At 64.8% G+C, this 13,275-nt stretch carries 15 protein-coding genes; 5 read left to right on the top strand and 10 right to left on the bottom strand.

Going from position 1 to position 13,275, the window contains the following annotated elements; genetic code table 11:
* Positions 1-98: 98 nt before the first annotated feature.
* Positions 99-893 carry an SDR family NAD(P)-dependent oxidoreductase gene (locus tag PJK54_RS15760; RefSeq protein WP_271303324.1) on the top strand — a complete coding sequence of 265 codons (795 nt, stop codon included), beginning with the start codon at positions 99-101 and terminating at the stop codon, positions 891-893.
* 96 nt (positions 894-989) lie between these two features.
* Here PJK54_RS15760 and PJK54_RS15755 read toward each other — a convergent pair whose 3' ends face one another.
* The 4 genes from PJK54_RS15755 to PJK54_RS15740 all read right to left on the bottom strand — a co-directional run bounded on the left by PJK54_RS15755 (position 990) and on the right by PJK54_RS15740 (position 3,554).
* Positions 990-1,508 (bottom strand): GNAT family N-acetyltransferase, encoded by a 519-nt coding sequence (locus PJK54_RS15755; protein ID WP_240499645.1) that lies wholly within the window; start codon positions 1,506-1,508, stop codon positions 990-992.
* Positions 1,509-1,615: 107 nt separating this feature from the next.
* Complete coding sequence (mtnC, locus tag PJK54_RS15750; protein ID WP_271303323.1) at positions 1,616-2,296, bottom strand: acireductone synthase; 681 nt, start codon at positions 2,294-2,296, stop codon at positions 1,616-1,618.
* Positions 2,293-2,889: a 1,2-dihydroxy-3-keto-5-methylthiopentene dioxygenase gene (locus PJK54_RS15745; protein ID WP_271303322.1), complete on the bottom strand. Its 597-nt coding sequence runs from the start codon at positions 2,887-2,889 to the stop codon at positions 2,293-2,295. The genes mtnC and PJK54_RS15745 overlap by 4 nt, the downstream gene beginning before the upstream one ends.
* Positions 2,886-3,554, bottom strand: coding sequence for a methylthioribulose 1-phosphate dehydratase (locus tag PJK54_RS15740; protein WP_271303321.1), 669 nt, complete (start codon positions 3,552-3,554; stop codon positions 2,886-2,888). Before PJK54_RS15740 ends, PJK54_RS15745 begins: the two co-directional genes overlap by 4 nt.
* A 215-nt stretch (positions 3,555-3,769) precedes the next feature.
* Here PJK54_RS15740 and tsaA point away from each other — a divergent pair, with 215 nt between their 5' ends.
* Positions 3,770-4,618: a tRNA (N6-threonylcarbamoyladenosine(37)-N6)-methyltransferase TrmO gene (gene tsaA / locus PJK54_RS15735; RefSeq protein ID WP_442870690.1), complete on the top strand. Its 849-nt coding sequence runs from the start codon at positions 3,770-3,772 to the stop codon at positions 4,616-4,618.
* A 118-nt stretch (positions 4,619-4,736) separates the two neighbouring features.
* Complete coding sequence (locus PJK54_RS15730; RefSeq protein ID WP_077380162.1) at positions 4,737-5,315, top strand: NADPH-dependent FMN reductase; 579 nt, start codon at positions 4,737-4,739, stop codon at positions 5,313-5,315.
* Between the two features lie 141 nt (positions 5,316-5,456).
* Here the strand turns inward: PJK54_RS15730 and purC are convergent, their stop codons facing one another.
* The 4 genes from purC to dapA form a co-directional block, all read right to left on the bottom strand.
* Complete coding sequence (gene purC, locus PJK54_RS15725; protein WP_077380164.1) at positions 5,457-6,173, bottom strand: phosphoribosylaminoimidazolesuccinocarboxamide synthase; 717 nt, start codon at positions 6,171-6,173, stop codon at positions 5,457-5,459.
* 194 nt (positions 6,174-6,367) lie between these two features.
* Complete coding sequence (locus PJK54_RS15720; protein ID WP_077380224.1) at positions 6,368-7,150, bottom strand: MBL fold metallo-hydrolase; 783 nt, start codon at positions 7,148-7,150, stop codon at positions 6,368-6,370.
* An 86-nt stretch (positions 7,151-7,236) separates the two neighbouring features.
* On the bottom strand, positions 7,237-8,175 hold the full coding sequence (locus PJK54_RS15715) for a hypothetical protein (protein WP_077380166.1): 939 nt from the start codon (positions 8,173-8,175) through the stop codon (positions 7,237-7,239).
* Positions 8,175-9,059: a 4-hydroxy-tetrahydrodipicolinate synthase gene (dapA, locus tag PJK54_RS15710; protein WP_077380168.1), complete on the bottom strand. Its 885-nt coding sequence runs from the start codon at positions 9,057-9,059 to the stop codon at positions 8,175-8,177. Before dapA ends, PJK54_RS15715 begins: the two co-directional genes overlap by 1 nt.
* Positions 9,060-9,506: 447 nt before the next feature.
* Between dapA and PJK54_RS15705 the strand changes: the two genes are divergently transcribed.
* A complete protein-coding gene (locus PJK54_RS15705) occupies positions 9,507-9,983 on the top strand; it encodes a peroxiredoxin (RefSeq protein ID WP_271303320.1) in 477 nt (158 codons plus the stop codon).
* A gap of 166 nt (positions 9,984-10,149) precedes the next feature.
* Here the strand turns inward: PJK54_RS15705 and PJK54_RS15700 are convergent, their stop codons facing one another.
* Both PJK54_RS15700 and PJK54_RS15695 read right to left on the bottom strand, forming a co-directional pair.
* Positions 10,150-11,244, bottom strand: coding sequence for an AI-2E family transporter (locus PJK54_RS15700; protein ID WP_077380172.1), 1,095 nt, complete (start codon positions 11,242-11,244; stop codon positions 10,150-10,152).
* The gene (locus PJK54_RS15695) at positions 11,241-11,546 is read right to left on the bottom strand and encodes a sulfurtransferase TusA family protein (protein ID WP_077380174.1); all 306 of its coding nucleotides are present in this window, start codon (positions 11,544-11,546) and stop codon (positions 11,241-11,243) included. Before PJK54_RS15695 ends, PJK54_RS15700 begins: the two co-directional genes overlap by 4 nt.
* A 206-nt stretch (positions 11,547-11,752) precedes the next feature.
* Between PJK54_RS15695 and PJK54_RS15690 the strand changes: the two genes are divergently transcribed.
* Positions 11,753-13,255, top strand: a complete 1,503-nt coding sequence (locus tag PJK54_RS15690; RefSeq protein WP_271303319.1) for a M48 family metalloprotease — start codon at positions 11,753-11,755, stop codon at positions 13,253-13,255.
* Positions 13,256-13,275: the final 20 nt, after the last annotated feature.

The following is a 13,275-nucleotide window of genomic DNA, read 5'->3' as shown; positions in this document are numbered from 1 at the left end:
ATGACAGCAGCGAGCCGATTCGTGACCGTTGTCCCGGCACTCACCCAGGTGCCAGGCCATCGTGCGCGAACGCCGTCGCTTGCCGTGAAGGAGGTTGCATGCAGATTGATCTACACGGACGCAGCGCCATCATCAGTGGTTCCACCGCCGGCATCGGCCTTGCCATCGCGACGGGACTCGCCCGCGCGGGTGCCAGCGTCACCCTGACCGGCCGTACCCAGGCACGTGTCGATGACGCCATCGCCCAGCTCAAGCGTGACGTCCCTGACAGCAGGGTAAAGGGCGTGGCCGCGGACCTGGGCACGCGCGAAGGCTGCGACACGCTGATCCAGACCGTCCCGGACACCGACATCCTGATCAACAATGTCGGCATCTTCGCCCCACAGGACTTCTTCGAGACCGACGACGACACCTGGGAGCAGTTCTTCCAGGTCAACGTGATGTCGGCAGTACGTCTGTCCCGCCACTATGCGCGTGGCATGAAGGAGCGCGACTGGGGGCGCATCCAGTTCCTGTCCAGCGAGTCGGCGCTCAACGTCCCCAGCGAGATGGTCCATTACGGCATGACCAAGTCCGCCGTCCAGTCCGTCTCACGCGGGCTCGCCAAGGTGCTGTCCGGCACGCAGGTCACCGTCAACGCCATCCTGCCGGGGCCGACCCGCTCCGAGGGCGTGCTCGAGATGCTCAAGAAGAACGCCGAGGAGCAAGGCAGGACGCTTGAGGAGGTCGAGGCTGACTTCGTCCAGCAGACCCGCCCCACCTCCATCCTCCAGCGCATGGCAAGCCCCGAGGAAGTCGCCAACATGAGCGTCTACGCGGCCTCCGAGCAGGCCAGTGCCACGACAGGTGCCGCACTGCGGGTGGAAGGCGGTATCGTCGATACCATGGCCTGATCGCCAGCCAGGTCCGTTACCCTGTCGAACGCAAGACGCCCCCACCGGGTGACCGGTGGGGGCGTCTTCATGTCCGATATCACCGTGACGCACGCGTCACTCGTCGAGACGTTTCTCGAAGCGCTCGCGCTTGAGGCAGATGCCGCCTCGCTTGACGTGCTCAAGCCCCAGACTCTCCCAGCCGCGGCGTGCAAGCCCTGGCGACAGCATCAGACTGGCCTCCAGACTCACCACCCGCACCTTGCGTCGGCGAAGGTCCTGTTCGGCCTCCTCCAGCAAGCGGGTGCCTATCCCCTGCCCGGTCAGCCCCGGGTAGACGTAGAGCATCTCGATCCGGGCCAGCGGCCATTCAGGGGCATACTCGCAGAAGGCGATGCAGCGCCCGTCCCGTTCGGCCACCAGCACTTCGAAGCGATGCTGGCGCGCCGCCCAGCGCTCGGCATCCCTGGGCACACGGGACGCCCATTGCTGGCGTTGCGCCAGATCATAGTGACTGGCCGCTCCCTGCATCACGGCCTGATAAAACACCTCGGCCTGATCCGCGGCGTGGCGCGGCTGCGCGGTCACGATGCTGATGCGCGAGGCTGCTGCGCGGCTATCGGTCTGGCTGTGCAATCGTAGGTCCTCCTTGTGCCCCGGGGCGGGGCGATTCGCTTTCGGGAATGCGGCTGACTCGCGGTGGCGCAGAGGGTGTAGAGAGACGTCTGATCAGCGACTGCCTCTCACCCACTGAAGGACACTTCATCGAAGCGACTGGCCTGAGGGTGATCCCCCGTGACCATGCCGGGCTCACGGACCAGCTGCCAGGTCTGGAAGCCGGCGGCCGCGGCGGCATCGAGCTCAGCCACCACATCGGACAGAAACAGGATCTCGGCACCCGGCAGGCCCAGATGCGCGGCAATCCGACGATAACTCTCGGCCTCCTGCTTCGGCCCTGTCGTGGTATCGAAGTAGCCCGCGAACAGCGGTGTGAGATCCCCGGCATCCGAGTGACCGAACAGCAGCTTCTGCGCCTGGATCGAGCCTGAAGAATAGACATGCAGGGACAGCCCGCGTTCCTTCCAGTCACGCAATCCCTTCACGGCATCGGGATACACATGGCCGGTGAAGTCGCCGTCCGCGTAGCCCTTCGCCCAGACCATGCCTTGCAGGGCCTTGAGTGGCGTGGCCTTGCGATCGGCATCGATCCAGCCTTCCAGGATGCCGATCACGGTTTCGAGGTCCGCCTCGGGCACCTCGGCCAGCTCACGGGTGGCTGCCAGCTGCTCGGCGACATCATCGCGCTCGGCATTGGCGCGCAGGAAATCGCCCAGATTGGCGCGCGCATAGGGGAACAGCACCTGATGCACGAAGCGAATCGAGCCGGTGGTGCCCTCGATGTCAGTGACGATGGCGCGAATCATGCGGACTCCTGGGAATGCGGGGCGGCAGTCTGGGTGAAGTGTTCCGCCAGCGCTTCATGACGCGGGAAGCGGGTGGCGATGTCGTTGTCGGTGAAGTTGGCGACCCAGCCCTCCGGATTGGTGAACAGGCGGATGGCGGTGAAGTCCGGCGTCGGTCCCATGTCGAACCAGTGCGCGGTACCGGCCGGCACGGCGATCAGGTCATCCTTCTCGCAACCGACCGCCAGCACCCGCTCACCCAGATGCAGGTAGAAGATGCCGCTGCCGCGCACGAAGAAGCGCACCTCGTGCTCCGCGTGGCGATGCTCATCGAGGAACTTGCCCCGCAGCGCTTCCCGCTCGGGGTGATCCGGCGTCAGACCGATCACGTCGGCGGTCACGAAGCCGTTTTCCAGCTTGAGACGCGCGACATCGTCGGCGTAGGTCGCCAGCACCTGAGCCTGGTCGGTGGGATCACGCAACTCGCAGCCCGCCGTCCAGCGCTCGAAGCGGATGCCTTCGGCCTCGAGTTCGCTGGCGATCCGCGCGCCATCGGTCGTGATCAACTGTGGACGCGAGGCGTCCTGTTCGGCGTAGATGGCCAGAAAGCTCATCGCTGTCTCCTCAGTTCCAGTTCACAGCCCATCAGGAAATCGAGCGCTTCGACATGCCGGCGGCAGGCCGTCATGCTGCTGGCCCAGGTATAGAGGCCATGACCACGAATCAGGTAGCCATGCAGGCCGGCATCCGCCTTGAGGCGGGCCCGCACGTCCAGCGCCAGCGCATCGATGTCCTGAGTATTGTCGAACACCGCCAGACGTACTGGCGTCTCATGACTCTTGATACCTTCCAGGGCCTTGTTGAGCTCGAAGCCCTCCAGGTTCAGGGTGTCGCCCTCATGACACAGCGACAGCACGGTGGCGGCCCTGGAGTGGGTATGCAGAATCGCCTGCGCCTGCGGCAGATCCTCGTAGAGCTGGCCATGCAGGCGTGCCTCGTCCGAGGCCTTGCGTGATGTGCCCAGCAACCTGACGGCGAAATCGCTGACCAGGATATCGCCACTGGTCAGGCGGCCCTTGTGGCAGCCCGAGGCAGTCACCGCCATCAGGCGATCACTGAGGCGACAGGAGAAGTTGCCGCCCGTGGCGGGCACCTGACCGGCAGCGTCCAGTGCGCGCCCGGCCTCGATCAACTGCTGGCTCGCCTGCGCCAGATAATCAAGATCCAGCGTCGGCTGCAGGCCATCGGCGGTGGCGGCAATGGCGATGGGGTCTGACATGGTCTGATTGGCCCTCAAGAATCGCGTGGAGCGCTCTCGCTCCGACGCCAGCATCACGACTCAGTGCCGCTGGGCACTGCTCTCGCGGCAGACTACACAAGCCAGCCCGGCGAGACCAGTCATGCCGTACGACGACGAGCATGGCATCATGGCGGCCCGGGATGTCACACGACACCCTGCCCCGTCATCACTTCAGCCTCTGCCACGGTCTTGCCATGTCCTCTTCCGATCAGCCCGCCAGCCCCCATCCGACCGCCGACACGGCCGAGCGCCCGATGAGCGATGCCGCACTGGCCAGGCGCATGCCGCTGCTGCCCCCTCATCTGCGTGAGCAGGCCATGACACTGGGGCAACAGGCCATGCAGCCGGTGGGCATCATCGAGAGCTGCTACCCGGACAAGTTCGGCATTCCCCGCCAGCCGGGTCTGGCACGCCATGCCACCGCCATCCTGCACCTGCTGCCGCCCTTCGATGACCCGGACTGCGTGCGCGACATCGACGGCTTCAGCCACCTGTGGATCCACTTCCTGTTCCACGCCAGCCCCACACGCTGGACGCCGCTGATCCGCCCGCCACGCCTGGGCGGCAATGCACGCACCGGCGTGTTCGCCTCGCGCAGTACCCATCGCCCCAACCGACTGGGCCAGTCAGTGGTCGAACTGGCAGGCGTCGAGACAGGCGCCAGCGGCGTGCGCCTGCTGCTGCGCGGCCATGACCTGCTCGATGGCACGCCGGTGATGGACATCAAGCCCTATCTGCCGTGGGTCGATGCCGTGCCCCAGGCACGTGCCGGTTACGCGCCCGCCCCGCCACCACGCCATGCCGTCATATTCAGTGACGAGGCCGAGCAGCAGCTTGAACAGCGCTCCGACAGCGCCACGCTGCGCGCGCTGATCGAGGAAGTGCTCGCCCAGGACCCGCGCCCCGCCTACCACGCCGCCAAGGCTGCCGATGGCAAGCGTCAATATGGCGTGCAGCTGGTGGACGTGGATGTGCGCTTCACGGCGTACACCCAACCCGACGGCAGCCTGACGATGCAGGTCGCCGCCATCGTGGCCAGCTGAACGAGAGAGCGGCGCCAGATCAGGACAATGCCAGATTGCATTGGCGAACCGTCACGACTCCTGACCATACTGGGCGTGCATTCCAGCATCTTCACGTGTTCCACCGGGAGTCCGCCGCATGAGTATTCGTCTGCTTGCCTTTGCCGCCAGTACCCGCAAGGCCTCCGTCAATCGGCGCCTGATCACTCGCCTCGCCCATCTGGCCGGCGATCAGGGAGCCGAGATCAACCTGCTCGACCTCAACGACTTCCCGATGCCGCTCTACGATGGGGACAGCGAAGAAGCCAACGGGCGTCCTGCCAGTGCAGACCGTCTGCAGGCCCTGTTTGCCAGCCATCAGGGGCTGTTGCTGGCCACCCCGGAATACAATGGTTTCTTCAGCCCATTGCTCAAGAACACCTTTGACTGGCTGTCGCGTCCGGACACCGAAGGCCAGAGCGGCATGGATGCCTTGCGCGGCATGCCGGTCGGCATCGTCTCGGCGTCCCCGGGCGGGATGGGCGGCATGCGCGCCCTGCCGTTCGTGCGACTCTATCTGAACAACCTCGGCATGCTGGTCGCGCCCCAGCAGATCGCGGTATCCCGGGCAGGCAGTGCCTTTCGCGAGGATGGCAGCCTGGATGACGAAGGTCAGGATCACGCGCTGGCGAGTGTCGCACAGCAGGTGATCGAACTGGCGAGACTGCGCCACGGGTAACGCCTCCGTACCGCTTCACCTCTGCACATGCGAACCTCTGCACATGTAAACCTCTGACACGAGACGACCCTCCTGCCACTGGCAGGAGGGTCGTCTCGTTCATGCGTGCATCGTGAGTGAGGCGGCGGCCTCACGCCATGCTCACGCCGTGAAATCGATCCCGATACGACGGCCGACTTCCTCGTAGGCTTCGATCACGCCGCCCAGCCCCTGACGGAAGCGGTCCTTGTCGAGCTTCTCGCGCGTCTCGGCATCCCACAGACGGCAGCCGTCCGGCGAGAATTCGTCACCCAGCACGACCTCACCCTTGAAGACACCGAACTCGAGCTTGTAGTCGACCAGCAGGATGCCGCCATCGAGGAACAGCTGTTTGAGGATGTCGTTGACCTGGAAGGTCAGTTCCTTGGCGCGCGCCAGGTGCTTGGGCTCTGCCCAGCCGAAGGTCTCGACCAGCGATTCGTTGATCATCGGGTCGCCCTTCTCGTCGTTCTTGAGGAACAGCTCGAAGGTCGGCGGATTGAGCTCGAGGCCTTCCTCGACACCCAGACGACGCACCAGTGAGCCGGCGGAGATGTTACGCACCACGCACTCCACCGCCATCATGTCGAGACGCTTGACCAGACACTCGTTGTCGCTGACCAGACGCTCGAAGTGGGTCGGGATACCGGCCGCCTTGAGCTTCTCCATGATGAAGGCATTGAACTTGTTGTTGACCATGCCCTTGCGGTCCAGCTGCTCGATACGCTTGCCGTCGAAGGCACTGGTATCGTCGCGGAATTCCAGCAGCAGAAGATCCGGATCGTCGGTGACGAAGACAGATTTGGCCTTGCCAGCGTAGAGCTCTTCACGCTTTTCCATGAGATTCCCCCTGATGACGCTAGTCGCGTCGAGTGTTGAGGCGGTCGACGATGAATCGATCACGCTTGAGTCTGTCACGCCCAGTCGAGAAGGACCGTGGCGTTGGTGTATGGCGTGATTCGAGAGCTGTCCATCTGGTCAGCTCATCCAGAATCACAAACGCCCGATCGCGAAGCGACCGGGCGTCATGAGTATCAGGCGATGGCCTGCCAGCCAAAGCCGCTGTCCTGCGCGGAGATGATCAGGCGGCTATCGTCATCCGCAAGCCAGGGGGCCAGTGCCTCCCGGGCCAATGACGGATGATTGTTGCTCTCCGACAGGTGCGAGGCGACCAGCCGCTGCAGGCGCTCCAGCCCCAGATACGGCAGCGCGGCACAGGCCTGGGCGTTGGCCAGATGGCCGAGCCGTCCACCGACCCGCCGCTTGAGGCTGGGCGGATAAGGGCCACTGGCCAGCATCTGCGGGTCGTGGTTGAACTCCAGCACCAGACCATCGCAGTCGGCAAAGCAGCTCAGCACGTGCTCGCTGACGTGACCGAGGTCCGTCAGCACGCCCAGACGCCGCGTGGCCGTCTCGCCACGTCGGCTGAACACGAACTGCACCGGCTCACGTGCATCATGCGGCACGGTCACCGGCAGGATCTCGAGATCCTTGATCGCGAATTCCTGCTGCGGCGTGATCAGATGACGGCTCGGCAACGTGCCCAGCTTCTTCGCGCGGCCGGCAAGCCAGGTGCCCGTGGTCAGATGCACCGGCACACCATGACGGCGCGCCAGCGGCCCGATGCCTCCCAGATGGTCACCATGTTCATGGGTGACCAGCACGGCATCCAGCTGCGAAGGATGCACCCCGAGCCGCGCCAGACGCGCCTCGCTCTCCTTGAGCGTGAAGCCACAGTCCACCAGCACCAGCGCCTCGCGCGTGCGTATCAGCGTGCCGTTGCCCTTGCTGCCACTGCCCAGCGAGGCCATCGACATCACGCCGCTGCGGGCCGGCGCCGAGAACGCAGCCGCCTCATCCGACGCAAGGTCGAATGAGGCGGCAGACGCATCAAGCAGCATGCTCAGCGCAGCGTCGACGCCACGGCGTCGAGTAGCTCGCGGGCCAGTGCAGGCGTGGTCTCTTCACCGTCGGCGCGCTTGGCTGTGACCAGCGTATGATCCTGCTCGCCACGCAGCGTGAGCACCATCGGCAGCGGCTCGCCATCCCCGCCGATCCCCAGCCAGCCACCGTCGCGATCTTCCCGCGGGATGTAGTTGACCATGAATTCGCCACGTGAGCGGTTCTGATCCACCAGCTTCTGGTAGTCGGTGTTGAAGTTCTTCTGCAGCTGGTAGAGCAGCTCAGCCCAGCTGCGCTCGGTATCCAGTGCCAGGTCGATCTGCCAGGTACCGTCACGGCCTTCCAGACGCACCCGGTCGTCACGGCTGAGCGACTGCGCCGCCAGCGAGACACCGCTGTCTGCAGGCGAGGCTGCCAGATAGCCACGCAGCGCGTTCAGGCAGCTGCCGGAGACGTCACCGCCCTGCTGACAACGCACTTCAGAGGCGTCGGCACGCAGGCCCTGATTGACGCTGATCACGCCCTGGCTGGTGGTGATCTCGCCCTTGCCGGCATCGATGCTCTGCACGTCCAGCTGCTGGTCACGCGCGAAGGTCTGCAGGCGCGTCCAGACCGCTGCAGGCGCGGCATTCACCGCCAGCCAGCGGGCATCGCCACTTTGACGCAGGGCGACGAATTCACGCTGTCCTTTCTCGCTGGTCGCCAGCGGCTGCGGACGCGGCGCCTCGAAGTCATCGCTGGCCAGGAAATCGCTGCTGGCCTGTGGCACCGGCATCGAGTCCTGATATTCGGCGCGATTGCGTGTCTCGGGCAGCTCGAGCGGCGGCGCGATGCTGGCGTCCGCATACTCGCTGTTGCGGTCATAGTAATAACCATCACTGGAGCAGCCGGCGACCGCGAGAGCCGTCAGCAGGGCCAGTGGCACAAGACGCTGACTCATCAGTTGAGCACCTCGGCCAGTTGCAGCGCTTCATCGACCGTGGAGTGATACTGCTCGGACAGCCAGGTCAGCGGCAGACGCACGCCGGCTTCCGGTGCCAGCGCCATGCGATGCATGGCGTACTTGACCGGAATCGGGTTGGATTCGACACCCATCGCGGAGTGCAGCGGCATCAGGCGCGTGTTGATCTGGTGAGCACGCTCGGCATCGCCGGCGACGGCGGCGGCGCACATCTCGTGCATCAGGCGCGGTGCGACGTTGGCCGTCACGGAGATGTCACCGTGGCCGCCCATCAGGATGAAGTCGCAGGCCGTGGGGTCATCACCGGAGTAGAGCGCGAAATCTGTGCCCTTGAGGCGGTCGATCAGCTCCTGACCACGCTCCAGATTGCCGGTAGCATCCTTGAGGCCGACGATGTTGTCGAGCTCGGCGAGGCGGAAGACCGTCTCGTTGTAGATATCGGAGCAGGTACGACCCGGCACGTTGTAGAGAATGACCGGAATGCCGGCCTGCTCGGCGACGGCCTTGAAGTGCTGATAGAGCCCTTCCTGGGTCGGCTTGTTGTAGTACGGCGCCACGGAGAGGCAGTAATCCGCACCGACTTCCTTGGCATAACGGGCAAGCTCGACGGCTTCGGAGGTGGCGTTGGCGCCAGTCCCGGCGATGACCGGAATCTTGCCGGCGACCGTCTCGACCACACAGCGGATCACATCGAAGTGCTCCGCGAAGGACATGGTGGTCGGCTCGCCGGTAGTGCCGGCGGCGACGATGGCATCGGTGCCATTTTCGAGGTGGAAGGCGACCAGCTGGCGCAGGGCGTCCCAGTCGATCTCGCCGGTGGCCTTCATCGGGGTCGCCAGTGCGACAATGCTACCTGTGATCATCCCTCGAATTCTCCTCTGGTGCCTGATGCGCCAGGCGTGTCCCTGTGCTGTTGAAACAGCAGATCCCGGGGACAGACATCTGACATAGATTGGTTGACGCAGGACTCTGATTGCGTGGGCACGCCGACACGCGAGTCGCGCCAAGGGTGATGATGTTACAAAGACCATCGAAGCCTGTACAGACGCCATCTGCACCGGTTGTGCAAAGCGATGGATTCCCTCGCCTGTCCACGGGACAGATGCACGCCGGACGGGCCCGATGACGCCGGTCGCCAAGGCGGTGAAACACAAGAGTTCTGCCCCGTCTTTGACAAGTTCGGGCGCCCTGCGTGTAATGCAGGACATACCGCAGAACCGGGCAAGCGCGATGCCCATGACTGCCGGTTTTTTTCCTCATTCCACACTGTCAGCCGCCACATGGCCGTCAGTCATCGCCAGGAGAGCACGATGAGCGTCAGCCTCGGTCAGCCAATTCCCGATTTTACCGCCCAAGCCACCAGTGACACCGAAGTCACCCCGGCGAGCCTCAAGGGCAAGCAAGCCGTCATCTATTTCTACCCGAAGGACCACACGCCGGGCTGTACCACCGAAGGCGGTGACTTCCGCGACCACCTCAAGGAATTCGAAGCGGCCAACACCGTGATTCTCGGCGTCTCCCGCGACAGCCTGCGCACCCACGAGAACTTCCGGGCCCAGCAGGGCTACCCGTTCGAGCTGATCAGCGACCCGGACGAGACCCTGTGCAAGATCTTTGACGTCATTCACATGAAGAAATTCATGGGCAAGGAAAGTCTCGGCGTGGTGCGCTCCACCTTCCTGATCGACGCCGACGGCAACCTGGCGCGCGAATGGCGTGGCGTGAAGGTCAAGGGCCATGTCGAGGAAGTGCTGGACGCCGCCCGCGAGCTCGACGCCGGCAAGTGATGCTCGCCGGAAGGCTGCCAGCCCCGAGCGTCAAGGCCTGCCTGTGCGCAAGGGTCCTGCTGGAGGGCCATGGCGGTGAAACGCCGCCACTCGCCCATGAAAAAGCCCCGCCGATCGGCGGGGCTTTTTCATGCAGGCGACACGGGACGAGGCCCGGGACATGCGCTCAGCTCTGCACTTCTTCTTCGGGCAGGCCTGCCTCGGCGCGGGAACGACGCGGCCAGGCGTAGAGCAGCGACTTCATCAGCGTGGCCAGCGGGATGGCGAAGAACACGCCCCAGAAGCCCCAGATCCCGCCGAAGAACAGCACGGCCAGAATGATCGCCACCGGGTGCAGATTGACCGCCTCCGAGAACAGCAACGGCACCAGCACGTTGCCATCCAGTGCCTGGATGATGCCGTAGGCGATCATCACGTACATGAAGGTATCGCCCAGCCCGAAATGGAAACCGGCCACGGCGGCCACCGGCAGGGTCGCCCCCGCCGCCCCGATGTAGGGAATCAGCACCGAGAAACCGACCACGATGGCCAGCAGCGCCGAGTACGGCAATCCGAAGATGACGAAGGTGACGTAGCTGACGCCACCGACGATGACGATCTCGATCACCTTGCCGCGCACGAAGTTGGCGATCTGGTCATCCATCTCGTTCCACACCCGACTCATCAGCAGGCGCTTGCGCGGCAGCAATGCCAGCGTGAACTCCACCAGCCGCTCGCGATCCTTGAGCATGAAGAACACCAGGATCGGCACCAGCACCAGATAGATCACCACGCCCATCAGGTTGCCGAGCGACGCCAGCGACAGGGACACCGCACGTTGCCCGAACTGGGTCAGCTCACGCCCGGCGGCGCCGACCCACTGCTGGACCTGCTCCGGCGTGATCAGGCCGGGGAAGCGCTGCTGCAACTCGCCCAGCCAGCGCTGACCCGAGGCGAACATGCCGGGAATCTCCTGGATCAGATTGGCCAGCTGATGCCAGACCAGCGGCAACAGGATCAGCGCACTGGCCAGCATGATGCCCATGAACACCAGCGTCATCAGACTGACGGCGGCCAGACGCGGCAAGCCGAACCGCTCCAGAAAGCTCACGCCGCTCTGCAGCAGGAAGGCGACGATCAAGGCCGTGAAGAATGGCGCCAGCATGCTGCCCAGCCAGATGACGGCCGCGAAGACCAGCACCAGCACCAGAAACAGCACCACCGCCTCCTCATCGGAGAAATAGCGCTCCAACCAGCCACGCAACAGGGTCTTCATGGTCATGAGGGGTCATCCTCCGTGAGCGCCTTGATCACGAAGCGATAATCACCCGCGGCCGTCTCTTCACGCGAGACCAGCGCGTGATCGCTCAGCGCCAGATAGGCGGGGATGTCACCCCAGGCGCCGGCGTCGCTGGCGAGGACCTCGAGTTGCTCGCCGGCACTCATGCCAGCCAGTGCCAGCTTGGTGCGCAGCAGCGGCAACGGACAGTGCAGGCCGCGCGCATCGAGCGTTGTCAGGTGGGTATCGGCCGTGGAATCAGCCGTCGGATTCGCAGTCTCAGCGCCAGGTCGTTCGAATGCCATCTGCCCTTCCGTTCTCGTTATGATGTTCTGCCACACGCATGAAGGGTGCAGCTTGAAAACGCCCCGATTTAAGGGCACCTTGCCTGACAAAGCAACTTTCCGCCCCGCCACTCCCTGAGAGTGAGGGGTCGCCAGGTCAGTCCGGCTCACTTCATGTGTCGTGCGGGCCGACTGTGCCTTGCACCTTATTGAAGAGGATTGCCTGCATGTCGTTGCTGTCCCCCTTGAGCGGTCGCGTTCGTCACGCACGCACCACACGCGTCACCCTGTCCAGCCTGCTGCTCAGCCTGACGCTGATGGGTGCCTCCCTGGCCAGCCCCTCCGCCGTGGCGCAGAACGACTATGGACTGCCGGATCTGGGCAGCGCCAGCGGCGGCATTTCCAGCAACGATGAATATCGTATCGGACGCGCCTGGCTGCGCCAGTTCCGCGCCCACGTGCGTGAATGGGATGACCCTATCACGCTGGACTGGATCAATGGCATCGTTCGCAAGCTGGCGCCCTGGAGTGAACTGGACCGCAATGACTTCATCATCACCCTGGTGGCCAGCAGTCAGCTGAACGCCTTCGCCGTGCCCGGCGGCGTGGTCGGCGTCAATACGGGGCTGTTCGCCTTCGCGCCGGACCGCGACGCCTTCGCCTCGGTGCTCGCCCACGAGCTGGGCCACCTCTCCCAGCATCACTTTGCCCGCAACATGGAACGTCAGGCTGAAACTCGCCTGCCGACACTGGCCGGTTTTCTCGCCGGCATGGTGATCGCGGCCGGCGGTGGCGGCTCGGCCGGTCTCGCGACCATGGCCGGCACCCAGGCGGCGGCGATCTCGGATCAGCTGGCCTACTCACGCCGCTTCGAACAGGAGGCCGACCGTGTCGGCATCGAGGCGCTGGCGCGTGCTGGCTTCGACCCCGAGGCCATGCCCCGCATGTTTCGCTCCATGCAGCGCATGGCCAGCCTGCAGGGCAGCAACGCGCCGGAATTCCTGCTGACGCACCCGGTCACCGAAGCACGTATCGGTGACACCCAGGCGCGTGCCGATGCCCTGGAGACCGCGACCCCTGATCCGCTGGGCACGCTGGCCTACGAGATGATACGCGCCCGCGCCCTGCTGGCGCTCAACCTGAGCCAGCCCTCCCAGGGGCTGGTGACCTTGCGTGAGGATTCAGCCGATCCGGATGCCATCGCCTACTACCAGGCACTGGCGGCCGCCGAGAATCACGAGATCGACAGCGCCCTCGCCGCGCTGGACCGCCTGCACGACAAGCATCCCGACCTCACCCTGATCAGCGCCAGTGCCATCGAGGTCGCCCGGGATGCACGTCGCTATGACGAGGCCACGCAACGCGCCAGACGCCTGCTGCGCCTGCAGCCGGATTACCTGCCGACACGCCTGGCACTTGCCGAGGTCAGGCTGCAGCAGGACCCCGCCAGCGCACGCCAACAGCTGGAAGACATGCGCCGCGAACATCCCGATGATCCCAAGGTCTGGAATCTGGCGGCCGAGGCCAGTGGCCGCAGCGGGCATCAGGCCGAAGCCTTCCTGTACCGGGCGGAATTCGAGCAGCTCGAGGGACGCATGGACAGTGCCTTCGCCCAGCTGAAACTGGCCGATGAGGCGGCGCGCAAGGCAGACGACTTCGCGCTGGCCAATCGCATCAATGCGCGGCGTGAGGACTTCAAGGACTACCGCAACGCCATCGAAGCGTTCTGATCTCCCCCGCCCCTTCCCGC

Source organism: Cobetia sp. MMG027, assembly GCF_027947415.1.
Taxonomy (GTDB): domain Bacteria; phylum Pseudomonadota; class Gammaproteobacteria; order Pseudomonadales; family Halomonadaceae; genus Cobetia; species Cobetia marina.
The sequence above is the reverse complement of the archived record's forward strand: the minus strand, read 5'-3'. Positions and strand labels throughout refer to the sequence as shown.